Source organism: Kosakonia oryzendophytica, from assembly GCF_900094925.1.
Classification (GTDB): domain Bacteria; phylum Pseudomonadota; class Gammaproteobacteria; order Enterobacterales; family Enterobacteriaceae; genus Kosakonia; species Kosakonia oryzendophytica.
In genome coordinates this window covers 146,812-161,950 of the sequence record NZ_FMAY01000005.1, presented here as the reverse complement: position 1 = coordinate 161,950, position 15,139 = coordinate 146,812, and the positions used below count along the sequence as shown (strand labels likewise).

At 53.1% G+C, this 15,139-nt stretch carries 12 protein-coding genes; 4 read left to right on the top strand and 8 right to left on the bottom strand.

From position 1 onward, the window contains the following. Positions 1 to 214: 214 nt before the first annotated feature. The 3 genes from GA0061071_RS10650 to GA0061071_RS10640 are packed head-to-tail and all read right to left on the bottom strand — an operon-like array spanning position 215 to position 5,966. Positions 215 to 475, bottom strand: coding sequence for a hypothetical protein (locus GA0061071_RS10650; RefSeq protein WP_061496071.1), 261 nt, complete (start codon positions 473 to 475; stop codon positions 215 to 217). A gap of 57 nt (positions 476 to 532) precedes the next feature. After that, the gene (locus tag GA0061071_RS10645; protein ID WP_088237608.1) at positions 533 to 1,480 is read right to left on the bottom strand and encodes a diguanylate cyclase domain-containing protein; all 948 of its coding nucleotides are present in this window, start codon (positions 1,478 to 1,480) and stop codon (positions 533 to 535) included. After that, positions 1,461 to 5,966: a hybrid sensor histidine kinase/response regulator gene (locus GA0061071_RS10640; RefSeq protein WP_167352644.1), complete on the bottom strand. Its 4,506-nt coding sequence runs from the start codon at positions 5,964 to 5,966 to the stop codon at positions 1,461 to 1,463. Before GA0061071_RS10640 ends, GA0061071_RS10645 begins: the two co-directional genes overlap by 20 nt. A 548-nt stretch (positions 5,967 to 6,514) precedes the next feature. Between GA0061071_RS10640 and GA0061071_RS10635 the strand changes: the two genes are divergently transcribed. Together GA0061071_RS10635 and GA0061071_RS10630 are read left to right on the top strand one after the other, a co-directional pair. After that, entirely contained in the window at positions 6,515 to 6,856 is a 342-nt protein-coding gene (locus GA0061071_RS10635; RefSeq protein WP_061496077.1) for a hypothetical protein, read from the top strand. Positions 6,857 to 6,910: 54 nt separating this feature from the next. Continuing rightward, positions 6,911 to 7,579 (top strand): class I SAM-dependent methyltransferase, encoded by a 669-nt coding sequence (locus GA0061071_RS10630; protein ID WP_088237610.1) that lies wholly within the window; start codon positions 6,911 to 6,913, stop codon positions 7,577 to 7,579. A gap of 24 nt (positions 7,580 to 7,603) precedes the next feature. Here the strand turns inward: GA0061071_RS10630 and GA0061071_RS10625 are convergent, their stop codons facing one another. Both GA0061071_RS10625 and cybB read right to left on the bottom strand, forming a co-directional pair. Next, entirely contained in the window at positions 7,604 to 8,929 is a 1,326-nt protein-coding gene (locus GA0061071_RS10625) for an MFS transporter (RefSeq protein WP_408612863.1), read from the bottom strand. A 211-nt stretch (positions 8,930 to 9,140) separates the two neighbouring features. Further along, positions 9,141 to 9,671 (bottom strand): cytochrome b561, encoded by a 531-nt coding sequence (gene cybB, locus GA0061071_RS10620; protein ID WP_088237611.1) that lies wholly within the window; start codon positions 9,669 to 9,671, stop codon positions 9,141 to 9,143. Positions 9,672 to 9,868: 197 nt separating this feature from the next. On the opposite strand from cybB, the gene gap reads away from it, so the two are divergent. Both gap and GA0061071_RS10610 read left to right on the top strand, forming a co-directional pair. Further along, on the top strand, positions 9,869 to 10,870 hold the full coding sequence (gap, locus tag GA0061071_RS10615; protein WP_061496085.1) for a type I glyceraldehyde-3-phosphate dehydrogenase: 1,002 nt from the start codon (positions 9,869 to 9,871) through the stop codon (positions 10,868 to 10,870). Positions 10,871 to 10,988: 118 nt separating this feature from the next. Next, a complete protein-coding gene (locus GA0061071_RS10610) occupies positions 10,989 to 11,915 on the top strand; it encodes an alpha/beta hydrolase (protein ID WP_088237612.1) in 927 nt (308 codons plus the stop codon). 34 nt (positions 11,916 to 11,949) lie between these two features. Here GA0061071_RS10610 and aldA read toward each other — a convergent pair whose 3' ends face one another. The 3 genes from aldA to GA0061071_RS10595 form a co-directional block, all read right to left on the bottom strand. Further along, a complete protein-coding gene (aldA, locus tag GA0061071_RS10605; protein ID WP_088237613.1) occupies positions 11,950 to 13,389 on the bottom strand; it encodes an aldehyde dehydrogenase in 1,440 nt (479 codons plus the stop codon). Between the two features lie 200 nt (positions 13,390 to 13,589). Then, positions 13,590 to 14,387 carry a YdcF family protein gene (locus GA0061071_RS10600; protein WP_061496090.1) on the bottom strand — a complete coding sequence of 266 codons (798 nt, stop codon included), beginning with the start codon at positions 14,385 to 14,387 and terminating at the stop codon, positions 13,590 to 13,592. Positions 14,388 to 14,576: 189 nt separating this feature from the next. Continuing rightward, on the bottom strand, positions 14,577 to 15,056 hold the full coding sequence (locus GA0061071_RS10595; protein ID WP_088237614.1) for a GNAT family N-acetyltransferase: 480 nt from the start codon (positions 15,054 to 15,056) through the stop codon (positions 14,577 to 14,579). Between the last annotated feature and the right edge of the window lie 83 nt (positions 15,057 to 15,139).

Below are 15,139 nucleotides of genomic sequence, written 5' to 3'. Positions count from 1 at the left end.
ACCTCACCGTTCCCGTCACTGTGTCTTTGGGTAATACACAACGTTAACCAGTGTAACCCAATTGATCTCTTCTTGAGGGCACTAATAATCTACTGATATTTGCCCCATTCTCCGAAAACGCACAGTTCTCCGTAATCTCAGCGGCGAGTTTTTTCGTTGAATCATACCACCAGTCGCTCACCGCTCTTTTCCGTCCAGAACGTAAAAATACCTTTTACGAGGATAACGCATAAATAGTGGCAAATATCGTCGACGAGATAGCGTAATCCTTTGCGAACTCCTCAAGGGCCTGGAGATTTTCCTTAAAGTGCGTGATCATCTTATCCGTCGCGACGGATTCATTTTCCGCCGTGGTGTCAAAAGGCAGTTTATAAAAACCGTCCGCTTTCAGTTTGCTTTTAATTTCAGGCGTCACGCTGTCCCTGGCGTAAACGTTAATCGCGATATCATTTGCATAAAAAACGTATTTATTCATTTTTGTCTCTTATTCCATCGTTATCATTGGGTGGTGCTGTCTGCGCCTTTCAGCAGGTCACCCATCCGTTGTATGTAGACTCGACACCCGGTTACGCCCGGCGGATTTGCTTTGATAAAGCGCCGTGTCGGCGTCGTGCAGCAATTGGGTCCAGCTACCGGCTTGTGTGGGGATAGTCCATGCAATACCAATGCTCAGGGTGACAAACGGGCCGATATCAGACGTGGCATGAGGCAGTTCCAGCGCTTTTAACGCCTCCAGTATGGCGTTTGCACAGAAGATTGCACCCTTTTCATCCGTGAACGGCAACAGGCAGGCAAACTCCTCGCCACCATAACGAAATGCCAGATCCGCCGGGCGATGAAGCGTGGCTTTCAGGGTGGACGCAATGGTTCGCAAGCAGTCATCGCCGGCCAGATGCCCGTAATGATCGTTATAGCGTTTGAAAAAATCGACATCCATCATCAGCAGCGCAATGGGGCGCTGTTCCCGGCGGCAGAGCAGCCAGTTTTTAGTGAGTAATTCATCGAACCGGCGGCGATTGAGCAAGCCCGTCAGACCATCAAGCCAGGCAATATTACGCATATTGTCCATATACAGCTTGAGCGTCAGATGGGTAATGGCTCGGGCCCGAACCACCGCCGGGTTAATCGGTTTAGCGATAAAGTCCACTGCGCCAATTTCGAAGCCATAGGCTTCAACGTCCGCTTCGGTCTCTGCGGTCACAAAAATCACCGGGATAAACTCAGTCAGGGGATCGGCCTTCAGGCGTCGGCAGACCTCGTAACCGTCCATCTCCGGCATAATAATATCCAGTAGGATCAGATCGGGTTGCTGCTCTTTTGCCAGCGCCAGCGCCTTCTCACCGGTTGTCGCCATCAGCACATCAAACTGTTCGGTAAAGACGTCGTTTAACAGGCGAATGTTGATAGGCTGGTCATCAACGATCAGCACACGAGGCTTAATGCCTTGCTGGTTCAGCTCCTCAAGCATTTTTTTCCACATCCCGCACCTCCTTAATCTGCTCCAGCACCTGCTTCGCCCTGTTAAAGTCGAGATTTTCGGTCGCCTGAACAAGCGCCTCCGCGAATGACTGCCATGCCGGGTTCTGACTCAGTTGCCAGGCGAGTTGTTCTGCCTGATCGACGGCCTTCATATTGCTGCTGTTAAGACTCTGCGACAGGTCATCTATCAGCCTGTCCAGCTCAACCTGAGCAGGTTCCGGTACATCAGGGGTGGGCATCATGCCGGCAACCCACTGGCTGATATTGCGGTGCTCTTCCTGCGCCAGGTCTTCAATCTGTGCAAGTATCTCATCCAGTTGTCGGGCTTTATCCTGCTCACGGGCAGTTTTTAATGCCGACTCGCTGTTAACAACATAGTGATAGAGATTATCCAGCCCGACGGAGCCAGTGGTTCCCTTCAGGGTATGCAGCGCCATCATCGCGGCTGGCCAGTCTTCATTGCGGCGCGCGTCTCGTAAAGCGGTCACCAGTTCGGAAAACGATGGCATAAATGCGCGCAGTAATTTTTGATAAATGATCAGGTTTCCGCCAAAACGCTGTAACAGTTGGTTCGAGGCCGGTTTTACATCAGCGGCAGCCTCGACGGCGTGGGTCTGCCGCCCGCTAATTTGCAGGATCACGGCAATCACATCCGTGAACACCAGCGGTTTACTGATATGCCCGTCCATACCGGCAGCAAGGCAATTCTGTTTATCTGATTCGCTTACGTTCGCCGTCATCGCCACAATCGGCAACGTTGCGAATGCCGGATTCGCGCGTATCCTTCGGGTGGCTTCAAAGCCATCGATGTCCGGCATTTGCAAATCCATCAGTACCATATCGAATCTCTGGCGCCCCTGAATCACCGTATTGACCCCCTCTTCTCCCCCGGAGGCAATAGTCACGAGCGCGCCTTCGCTCATCAGCAGCTCTCTGACTACGGTCTGGTTAAACGCATTATCCTCCACCACCAGTAAAGACAAACCGGCCAGCATATGACTCGCGGCCGGGTCAGGGCTGGTGTGAGATTTATCGCTGGCAGACGCTGTGCTTATGGCGTCCAGTAATTGCTGCGGGGTGATGGGTTTCGACAGGACTTTATCCAGCGGCGAGTGCGCACCGGTATCCGGCAGATCTTCATGGTGCGCTGCACTGAGTAAAATCAACGAGGGTATGCGCGGCAACTGCATGTCATGACGAATATGCTCTGCCAGAGCAATGCCGTCCATCTCCGGCATGATCCAGTCCAACAACACAGTATCGTAAGGCGTACCGGCATCGGAGGCGGCTTTCACTTTCCGGATAGCCTCGGCGGCGCTGGGCGTGCTGTCGGCCTGGACATGCATTGCGCGCAACATGTCCACGATCAGCGTTCGGGCAATCAGATTATCGTCCACCACCAGTACGCGCGGTGTGTCACCGCTAATGTGCAGAGGCTGCCAGGTGACGCGGGTATCGCGCGGGAAGTGCAGTTCAAAGGCGAAGGTACTGCCATGCCCAAGCTCACTGTCAACGGTGAGTATGCCGCCCATTTGCTCAACCAGACGACGGCTAATAACGAGCCCCAGTCCGGTTCCGCCATAGCGCCGTGAGGTCGAGGTTTCGGCTTGAGTAAACACATCAAATATCCGTTTCTGCTGCGCTTCGCTGATGCCAATGCCGGTATCAGACACGCTGATACGCACATCAACACTCTGCTCAGATAACGCCAGCAGTCGGGTTTGTACAATCACTTCCCCTTTCTCAGTGAATTTGATCGCATTGCTGACCAGGTTGATCAGGATTTGCTGCAATCGCTGTGCATCACCAATGATGTTCGGCGGCAGGGAATTATCGAGATCGAACAGCAGCTCCACGGATTTGTTACGCAAATTACCGGAAAGAATGATTGCCAGTTGCTGCATCAGACTGTGCAAATCGAGCGGATTCAGATCCAGTTCCAGTTTACCGGCATCAATTTTTGAGTAGTCCAGGACATCATTCAGCAAACTAAGGAGCGATGTTGCGGCGACATGTGCCTTGAAAGCGAAATCATGCTGTTTTTGCGTTAGCCCGGTTTTCAGCAGCAGTTGCAGCATACCCAACACAGCATTCATCGGCGTACGGATTTCATGACTCATATTGGCAAGGAACAGGGATTTCGCGGCGTTCGCCGCATCGGCCTGTTCTTTGGCTTCAATTAAATGCAATTTCAGTAAGCGATCTTCGGTAATGTCCTGATTTATTCCGGTCACGCGAACCGGCTGACCGTTGCTGTCGTATTCAATGTTGGCGGCAGCCTGAATAAAGTGCTGCGAGTTATCACTACGAAGAATGCGAAATGTCGGAAGATACTCATCGTGCGTGACAATGGCGCGGCGCAGATCATTGACCGCAATGTCGACATCTTCCGGATGGATACGCGAGGCCCAGCGCTGGAATGTTAACCCGTTTTCCGCCAGCGATGGCGGCAAATCATAAAGCTCATACATCTTGTCGTTCCACTCCAGCGCATCGGTGGCTATATTCCAGCTCCAGATCCCCAGCTCCGCCGTTTTCGAAGCAATCAGCAGGGTTTGTGTGGTCGACAATAACTGATCGCGGGCGGCCTCCAGCGCTTGCTGGGCCTGGCGCTGTTGCGTAATATCCGCCGCAATACCGAGATAACCAATGATCGCGCCGTTAGCATCGCGCATCGCCGTGACCACCAGATTGACGGGGAAACGCGTACCATCCTTGTGCTGATAGGTCCACTCAAAATGTTCCGGACGACCATTGCGCGTATGGTAAATTAAGACATCAAACCCTTGAATATCTTCATTATATTGTTCACTGAGTTGTTTACTCCGCGCGAGGATTTCTTCTGGCACATGCAGTATTTCCGGCGTCGCTTTCCCCACCATATCCGCCTCGCAGTAGCCCAGCATCCGCTCCGCGCCACGGTTAAACAGACGGATGGTGCCATCCAGATCGGTGGCAATGATCATAAATTCATACGTGGCGGATAACACCGTGCTGAGCATTGCGTTGACGGTGGCCAACTCTTCGGTACGCTGCCTGACCTGCTGCTCCAGATTGATATTAAGATCGCGGATGCGCTGCTCTGCTTCTTTCTGAAGTGAAATGTCCCGCACACTTTTCGATGCGCCAATGACCTTTCCGTCAGCGGAACAGATGGGGGCTATCGTTGTGGCGACAGTAAGCTCCGAGCCATCTTTGCGATGGCGCACCGTCTCCAGGCTTTCGATAGGCTGCCCGGACATCACCCGTTGCAGGATCTGGCTCTCTTCTTCTTTCAGCCGTGCGGGGATAATCAAGTCCACCATCTTCTGCCCGATAGCTTCCTGGCGGGCATAGCCAAACATGCGTTCGGCCCCCTTATTCCAGCTAATCACTGTTCCGGTGGTGTCCTTCCCGATAATTGCATCAACGGAGCTTTCCACAATCAGCGTGAGCTTATTTTGCTCAATGAGCAGCCGTTTACGATCGGCATTGCGAGAGACGGCAATATTGACCAGCATAACGAGGATCAGCGTCATCCCCCCGCCCAGCAGCGCGATCCACACTGGGGAAAGCAGATTCAGCCCGGCGACCCAGGCGGGTGTAACGGTCAATGTAAAACGCCAGATCCTGCCCAGAACCGGAATATCTTTGCTGTAGGGATAAAGCCCCTGTTCACTGCTGTTGCGGTAAAACTCCTCAACATCCTGTGGATTGGTTGCATCCTGCAGCGACAAAATGAGCTGGTCATTACGAATGCCGGAGCCCGCGAGAATTTCATGCACATTTAATGGCGCAAAAGCCCAGCCAAAACCGCGCTGCATTCTTTCCATGGCGGTGGCGGGGGTTTTTGCGCCGTCATAGATGGGCAGCAGAATTAAAAATGCATCCAGCTGCTGGGGTGAAGAATATTTCAGGGTTAAGGGTGATGTGATAACGGCATCGCCGCTCAGCATGGCGTTATCCGCCGCCAGCTTGCGCATATATTCTGACGCAATATCCAGGCCTATGATATTCGCGTTACTGCTGACGGCAGCAGGCTCCATATATTCAATAATGTAATGTTCGTGCTGGTTCAGCCCGATGGAGTAGATTCGGAAATCGGGGCGACCTTCTTTGCGTTCTTCAGCCAGATAATCAGCAAGTTTCAGGTGAGGTACCCTGCGAATAAACCCAAAGCCTCTTGCCCCCGGGAAGTCTCTGCTCAAATCTAACGATTGGGCAAAACCGACAAAACCCTGGTCTGTCACCTCGCGGCCACCGCTACTGAGGACTGCCGTGCGGGCTTCGTACAGGCCATACCGATATCGGTTGACTCTTTCCATTAACTCGTTGAATTGTGGCTCTGCATTTTTAATAACCGATTGCCGGATATGCTGTTCATTCAGCCGGTGCACCACCAGAACGGCCACCAATGTAAGCAGCAACCCTGCCACCAGGGTGATTATCGTTACCAGTTGTGGGCGGCGCTTTTCTTGAATCTGATAGTTATTTCCCGATGGCTGCATACAGTGTCCCGGAATATATTCTCTGGTGGGTCTTCGCGCACCAGAAATACCGATGGTAACGTTAACGCCCTTTACCATTACTTAAATCATTTATCGCCAGAACCGAACACCCATTTCGCCGCCACACCGCGACCATTTTCGCCATCACAGATTTTACTTAAGCGCTATTTCAGGCTGAAGTTTTTGGTGTTTCAGCGCCTTGCATAAAAACTGACCGTGCATGGAACAGACTGTCGCACCAGCCTTTAGGGGTTTTGTGAGTGATACAGAATTAATAATAGCAACACTCTTTGGATTGCCAGTAATTTTTCAAACCTTAGCAGCCCCCCTACCTCACCGCCCCATGGCACTCAAAATGGTGAGACATTTTGCGGGTCAGGCTGGTGAGCATGAACCCGAGCAACCATATAAAAATTACTCAGTAAACTTTTGAAAATTTCTTTAGGTTTTACGCAGCGACATTAAATATTGTTATTAGCCATAGGCGCAGACTTTCTTATTTGTTAGGATTTTTCTCACAGGGAATATGTTCAAAAGAAGGAGGAGTTATGCACTGGAATATTACGGATATGCTGGTATCCCCCGCCACCGGCACGGCTTTCGCCCTGGCGCGAAATACATCGGAACTGTCTGTTATCATATGGTATAAAGGCTCCTATTTTTTACGTCCAAACAACAAGTTAAAGACGGACGCTCAGGGCGTTATTGTTGATGGCAAATCACGAAACTTTAACATTGTCCATACGATGCCTTTTTTTCCTTCCGTCTGGCGAACGATAAAAAACAGTTGCAACTGCCCCGGCAATGATAATGTTTCTTTAAGAAATTGTGACCAGCAACAGGACTGCTTATTTGAACTTTGCCCTTACGGAATAAAAATGATTTCCTGAGTTAATATTGCGCGTATATTTATCAACTCCGTTCTCATTAAATAACGCGATAAGATGGATATTTACGAACAGATATATCAGCGGCTGTACGCCAGCGGGGAGCCAGCCTGGACCGGCAGCGGTTACCCGCGCGCATGGCATAATTTGCATGAAAATCTGACAACGCTGAAAGACGCCGCATTGTTACCCGCACCGGGCAGCAGGATCCTTGAACTGGGTTGTGGTAACGGATCCATGGCGTCGTTGTGGTTTGCCAGAGAGGGCTATCAGGTAAGCGGCGTGGATATTTCCCCAACCGCAATCCGTTGGGCACAGGAGAATTTTTTCCGGCAAGGACTCTGCGGCGATTTTCAGACAGCCGATGTTTGCCATCTCAATCAGTTGCCTGAACACCCATTTGCGTTAATTTTTGACGGGAGCTGCATGCACTGCCTGACGGGAAAACAGCGCGAGCAGGCCTGGCATGAAATCAAGCGCCTGCTCGCGGTCGATGGCCACTTTGTGCTGAGTAGCATGTGCGGAGAGCCGCGAAAAGAAGAAGATCGCCGACACTACAACCCGGCGGAGTATGTCCTTTATCGGGATGGTCAACCCTGGCGCACATTATTGCCGCTGCCATTATTACGGCAAGAAATCCTCGAGCAAGGTTTTATTATTCAACACCAACAGGTGACGAATAATCCCTGGTGGGATCACGTCACACTGTGTGTTGTAGCCCGCTAATGCCCCGCCGTGCAGGCTTCAGCGTTATCGTTTAAGTGGCTTACCGGCGGTTTCACGCGCGCGCATGACCGTCAGGAAAGTGATCAGTGCCGCGCCCATCACATAGTAGGCGGGCGAGAATTTGTCGCCCGTGTTGGTGATCAGCCACACAGAGAACCACGGCGTGATGCCGCCAAAAAACGCCACTGCAAAGTTATAGGCAATCGACAGCCCGCCGTAACGAATACGGGTCGGGAACAGTTCAGCCATCGCCGCAGTGCAAGCCCCGTCAAACGCCGCAATGAAAGCCCCCAACATTACCATTGCCAGCACCGCCGAGAGCACATCGCCATTCGCCATCACCATCATCGCCGGATAACTTAGCAAAATAAACCCGGCACAGCCGGTCAGCATCAATGGCTTACGCCCGTATTTATCCGACAGATAACCCATAAAGGGCACCAGTACCGCAACGGAAAACAGCCCAATGGTGGTAATGGCATAGGCATTCAGCCTGGAAAAGTGTAACTCGGTGGAAAGGTAACTCGGCATAAAGGTTTGTAGCGTCCAGTGCCCGACCGCCTTGATGACCACAAAACCAACGCAAAACAGCAATGCCGCCCATGCCGTGGTGACGGCTTTACGCAGCGGTGCGGTCTCTGTTTGCCCGTTTTTCATGGCATCAACAAATTCCGGCGAATCTTCGAGGTGTTTTCGTAAATAGAGCCCTACCCAGCCCAGCGGCCCGGCGATCAAAAAGGGAATGCGCCAGCCCCAGTCGTTCATGGTGCTTTCACCCAGCGTTGCGGTCAGCAGAAACACTAACCCTGAACCGGCGACAAAGGCCATAAAACCGAAGTTATCGATCCAACAGGTAAAATAGCCACGGCGCGCCATAGGCGCATATTCCGCCAGGTACGTTGTCGCCCCGGAACTTTCACCACCGGCAGCAAAGCCCTGAACCAGACGGGTGATCACCAGCAACACCGTCGCTGTAATGCCAATCTGATGATAGGTTGGCAATAACCCCATCACGAACGTGGCGCCGGAAGTAAGCAGAATCACAGTTGCCAGCACTTTTTGCCGCCCTTTGCGATCGCCCAGTGATCCGAAGAACAGCCCACCCAGCGGGCGCATCACAAACCCGGCGCCAAAGACGGCAAAGGAAGAGAGCAATGCCACGCTGGGGTTACCCGCCTGAAAGAATTGCAGACCGATAATCGCGGCCAGTGTGCCGTACAAACCGAAGTCGAACCACTCAACAAAATGGCCAATACCGGTGGCCAGCAGCACTTTACGTAATTTACGGCTCCCGGAGGCCTCTTCCTGCGACGCCATCCGATCGAGAGACTCCTGTACTGGCTGTGTCATATCCCCCTCCACTCACGATAGTGTTTCTATAATAGATATACTATCTACACCGCTTGTACGAATTCAGCACAGCACAGATGGCGCAAAATGTGATTCCCCCCGGTTTTTCTGCCGTAAAAACCAGACAAGATCACATTTTAGCCGTCGGGAAAATAAAAAAGCCCCGCAGTATAACGAGGCTCAGAGATTGGGTTTTACGTGCCGCGAAGCGTTATGCCTGTTTTTTCGGCATCATTCGCAGCAACGTATTGTCTTTAAAAATGTAATGGTGCGCCAGCGCAGCCGCCGCGTGCAGGCCAATCACAAAATAGCCCAGATTCGCCAGCAGCTCATGGAGCTCTTTTAGCGTATCCACAAGATCGAAATTGGCTTCAGCCGCATACGGCATCGCTATGCCGAACGCCATCCACGGACCACCACGGTTGTACATCATCAGCAGACCGATCACCGGCAATGCGATAAACAGCAGATAAATCACCAGATGGCCAAGGTGCGCCAGCCCGGTCATCATCGCGGATGGTTTTGGCACAATCGGCGGTGTCGGGTTTTTCAGCCGCACCAGTAACCGCGCAACCATCAACACCAGAATAGAAATGCCACAGGAGACATGCACCATATTAAACGCCGGGCGATAACTGCGCGGCGCAAAACCGCGAAACTCCATGGCGCAATAAGCGGCCACCACCAGCAGAAATACCAGCCAGTGAATAGCGATTTGTAAGCCGGAATAGTTGCTACGCATAACGACACCCCACAACAAACGGAGAACGGACCGGCGTTCAACATACCTGGCTTTTCTTAAAAATTCATTAACTTTACTGTATCAATTTTCAATCACTTATCGTTACATGAATGTGATTCAGTTGCCCAAACCTCCTCCCCAGGCTATCACTGGACGAGTGCAATGCTGTGATTCATTCAATCCTGAGGGAGAAAATCATGAGTAAAATTGGCATCAATGGGTTTGGCCGTATCGGTCGTCTGGTTCTACGTCGCCTGCTGGAAACCAACAGCAGCGCAGAAGTGGTCGCGATCAACGATCTGACCTCACCGAAAGTGCTCGCCTATCTCTTAAAGCATGACTCCAATTACGGCCCGTTTAACTGGAGTGTGGACTTCAGCGAAGACGCGCTGATCGTCAACGGTAAAACCATCACCGTTTACGCCGAGAAAGACGCTCAACATATTCCGTGGCGTAGCGCAGGTGCAGAGATCATTGTTGAATGTACCGGCTTCTATACCTCCGCAGAAAAATCACAAGCACATCTCGATGCCGGTGCCCAAAAAGTGCTGATCTCTGCCCCGGCAGGCGACATGAAAACCGTGGTTTATAACGTCAACGACGACACGCTCAACGCCCAGGACACCCTTATTTCCGTCGCGTCCTGCACCACAAACTGCCTGGCACCGATGGCAAAAGCCCTGCATGACAATTTCGGCATTAAAGCGGGCACCATGACCACTATTCACGCTTATACCGGTACACAAGCGCTGGTTGATGGGCCACGCGGTAAAGATTTGCGCGCATCGCGGGCAGCGGCGGAGAATATTATTCCGCACACCACCGGCGCGGCCAAAGCCATTGGCCTGGTGATCCCGGCGCTCAACGGCAAACTGAAAGGCCATGCCCAACGCGTACCGGTGAAAACCGGCTCAGTCACAGAACTGGTGTCGGTACTCGAGAAAAAAGTGACCGTGGATGAGATCCACGCCGCACTGAAAAAAGCCACCGCCAATAACGAATCCTTTGGCTACACCGACGAAGAGATCGTGTCGTCCGATGTGATTGGCAGTCATTTCGGTTCGGTATTTGATGCCACTCAGACAGAAATCACCGAAGTGGGCGATCTGCAACTGGTGAAAACCGTCTCCTGGTACGATAACGAATACGGCTTCGTTACCCAGCTTGTGCGCGTGCTCGAAAAATACCGTACGCTCTGATCCGCAATCCTGTCGGGTAGGTTCCCGCTACCCGGCATCTCTTTGATCTCGCTGTCCCCCAACCCGCTCACAATCCGCCTATGCTATACAGCAGATACGATGTAAAAGGAGTGCAGGTGTGAGAAATATGAGTCGGGAAGATCTGCTAACGCTGATGGATGTCGCCGTGCAGCATTCCACTACCTTCCCCGTCTGGCCGCAGAGAGAAGCCCCCGGCGCACAGGTAAGCCCGGTGCATTTCCAACTGGAAGAACGCCACACAGGGCCGTCCCGTTTTGATCGTTCAGTGACCGGTGTACGCGCCCCGGAGATCACCGTTTACGCCCCGCAAAACCCGAATGGCGTGGGCATTCTGGTGACGCCAGGCGGCTCCTACCGCCGCGTGGTACTGGATAAAGAAGGCAGCGCACTGGCATCCTGTTTTAACGCCAAAGGCTACACCCTGTTTGTGATGACCTATCGCCTGCCGGGAGACGGGCATGCGGAAGGCGCCGATGCGCCGTTGGCGGATGTTCAGCGAGCCATGCGTACGCTTCGCGCCAATGCCAGCACCTGGCATATTGATCCTGAGCGCATTGGTGTGATGGGGTTTTCTGCCGGGGGCCATGTCGCAGCAAGCCTGGGCACGCGTTATAACGAATCCGTTTACGCACCGCTTGACGCCATTGATCAGCAAAGCGCCCGTCCGGCGTTTATGGCGCTGGTCTACCCGGTGATCACCATGCAAAAGGAGATTGATCACCCGCAGTCCCGCCAGCAACTCATTGGTGAGACGCCAACGGCAGATCAAATTCGTCGTTATTCCGCAGAACAAATGGCAGATGAACACACACCGCCGACGTTTTTACTGCATGCGGTTGACGATCCCGCAGTGAAAGTGGAAAACAGCGTGGTGATGTTTACCGCCCTGCGCCGCCTGGGTGTACCGGTGGAGATGCACCTGTTCGAACAGGGTGCGCACGGTTTCGGCATTCGCGATGCGCTGGGTTTGCCGGTCGCCATTTGGCCGGAGCTGATGATGGGGTGGATCGCCACCAAAGTGTGAAACGTGCCCTCACACGCGTCGGGGGCAGCGCTTATCAGGATTGCAGATAGACCATCTGGGTTTGCAGGTATTCGTTCAGGCCGTGGCGACCGTCCGCTCCGCCGATCCCGGATTTGCGCCAGCCTGCATGGAAGCCTTGCATCGCTTCGAAGTTTTCACGGTTGATATAGGTCTCCCCGAATTTCAGCCCGCGCACCGCTTTCATTGCCGTATTGAGATCCCGGGTATAGATCGATGATGTCAGACCATAATCACTGTCATTGGCCATCGCCAGCGCTTCATCCAACGTGTTAAACGCCACGACCGGCAGAACCGGGCCAAATGTCTCTTCGTGCATGATCGCCATCTCCTGGCGCACATCCAGCAGCAGCGTGGGCGGGTAGAAATAGCCTTTACCGATCACCGGTTTACCCCCGAGCGCAACCCGCGCACCTTCGGACACCGCGTGCGCGACTTTCTGCTCTACGCGTTCCAGCGCCGCTGCGTTGATAAGCGGCCCCATAGCAATGTCGTTGCGCTGAGAGGGATCGCCAAACTGCACAGCCTTCATGGCCTCGCCAAGGCGATTAACAAAGCGGTCATAAATACCGCGCTGGACATAAACACGCTCAGCACAGTTACACACTTGCCCGGTATTAATCACGCGGGAGTCGACAATGGCTTTGACCGCCAGCTCCAGGTCGGCATCGTCCATCACAATCGCCGGTGCTTTTCCGCCCAGTTCCAGGCACACTTTGGTGATGTTTTTCGCCGCTGCGGCCATGATCTTCTCACCCGCACCGACACTGCCAGTCATACTGACCATCGCCACTTTCGGGTTGCCTGCCAGCTCCTGTCCGACCGTTTCCCCACGGCCAAGCACCAGGTTAAAAACACCTTTCGGCAGCCCGACATCGTGAACGATTTTCGCGAAAGCGATGGCGTTATTCGGCGTAAATTCGCTGGGTTTAATCACAATGGTATTACCGGTGATCAGCGCAGGCGCCATTTTGCGAGCAATCAGAAAGAACGGGAAGTTCCACGGTAGAATGCCGGTGGTGACGCCCAGCGGGCGTTTGAATACAAAGATATTCTCGCCTGGACGATCGCTTTGCAGGATCTCACCTTCGTAGCGCCGCGCCCACTCGGCCATATAGTCGATGTAATCGGCGGTGAATGACACTTCCACCTCTGCCAGTTGCTGAATTTTTCCACCTTCTGCAACAATAAGCGCGCTGATTTCACTGACTTTTTCGCGAATACCTGCGGCAATCTTACGCAGCCAACCTGCACGTTCGATGGCGGGAAGGGCTTCCCAGGCGGGCTGGGCGCGTTCAGCCGCGTCTATCGCCCGGCGGGCGTCTTCCGCCCTGCCATCGGGAATGCGCGCCAGTATCTCTTCCGTTGCCGGGTTAACGACATCCAGCCATTTGTCGCCCTGCCAGCTTACAAATTGACCGTCGATAAACATAGGGTGTTGTACCGGTGCTGTCATGACTCGCTCCTGTAATGATATTGTTTTTAACAAGTGAACTTGCTGTTAAAAATCTATATCCGCACAGGGCATTTCCCAGACAGGAAGCGAACTTTTGTGAGAGAACTCATAAAAGCACAGCGAAAAAGAAACAAAAAAATTACATTATCGCGGACAGGAATGCCCGTTTGCGACAAGGGCTGCGCAAACGGGCATCAGGCTTAGAGAGAACGGCTTGATAAGGCATCAGCCAGCGTGCGATCGGCCAGTAGAACCTGCCATGCATCTTCAATATGTTGAGGAAAATCAACATGCACCAGGAAATCACGCCCGCCAGGGCCATAACCATTGGCATCATCGCGCAGACGCGGAACTTCGCCGAGGATCAGGGAAAGATAACGCTCCACCGACCATAAGCCTCTCTGTCGCGGCTGGAAAGTTACACCCTTAGCCGTGTTGACCAGTCGCGGTGTAAAGCCGGGCCAGCTCAGCCAGTGTGGGGCGTTAGCGCACTGCTGGCTAACGCGGGCAAAGGTCGCCATGGTGCGGCGCTGCATGGTCGGATCTTGCACTACCATTGCCGTCTTCGGCGTCATCCCCCGGTTGACGAGCATATCGATGCTGAACCGTGCGTTTTCACCACAGTTAGCAGATTTTTCTTCTACCAGTATCTGTTTATCATCCAGTTTCCAAAACTGTCGGGCGATGTCTGCAAGGATCGCCGCCTCGCTGCGCCCGGTCGTACGCAGCACGTTATAGCGTGGGTGGCGGGCAATGGCGGAATAGAGAAAGGTCGTTGAGTGGCCAATGCCGCCGCTGATGAGCAGCGGTGTCCCCTGCGCCGCCGCCAGTGCACAGGCCGCATTGATGGTGGGTATCACGGCGTTGCCCGCAAGGATCACCACATCCGCCCGTACGGGCGTCGGTTTGCCGACAAAATCATTCTGCGCCAGCCACGCGCCTAACGCATTGGCGGCCGCCAGCGTCTGTTCAGGCAAAGCGGGAAACGTTGTCAACATGAGCTAAACCTCCTTCGTAAATCTTTTTACAGCCTAACGCGCTGGCGCGAGCTGAATAGCGGATCACTCCGAATCCTGTTCGTGGTCGTTCACGTAAGTTTCTGTAACAAAAATTGAAATAAGCAAAAACCCCCCACCATAGCGGGTTACAGCCAGGTCTGTCTGATTACACAAATATCCCTGTGTGATTTACTCGCGGTCTGCCTGGGCTGGCGATACCAGCGTTTTTTCAAAACAGACCGCTTCCGCATTACCGATATAGCGCCCGTAATTTTCGCGAATGCGGTAACCATGCCGCAGGTAAAAGTCGAGCGCCCGTTGATTGATCTGGCGGGTTTCCAGCCACAGGCTGCGATATCCCTGCGTCAGCGCTTTGGCTTCCAGCGCGTGTAGCAATTGCGCGCCAACCCCGTGCGTACCCGGTCGGGCATACATACGTTTTATTTCGCCAATCGAGTCGGCCAGGTAACGCACCGCCACGCAACCTACGGCATACTGGTTGTCGTCCTGCGCCAATAGAAAAAAATCGTTTTCCCCCCACGCCTGGGTATCAAAAGATGCCCTGCCGCTACTCCCGGTTAACGCCTGAAGCGTGTTCGAAAGCGCATCCTGCAATTGCAGACATGCCGGATCAGAAGGTGTCGTTACAGTAATAGTGATACGGTTCATTGTGACACTGTCACCTTATGTGAGGTTATTTCTTATCACTTAAGCAGATTGATTACTGTGAGTAATCTATCATGTTCTTATGC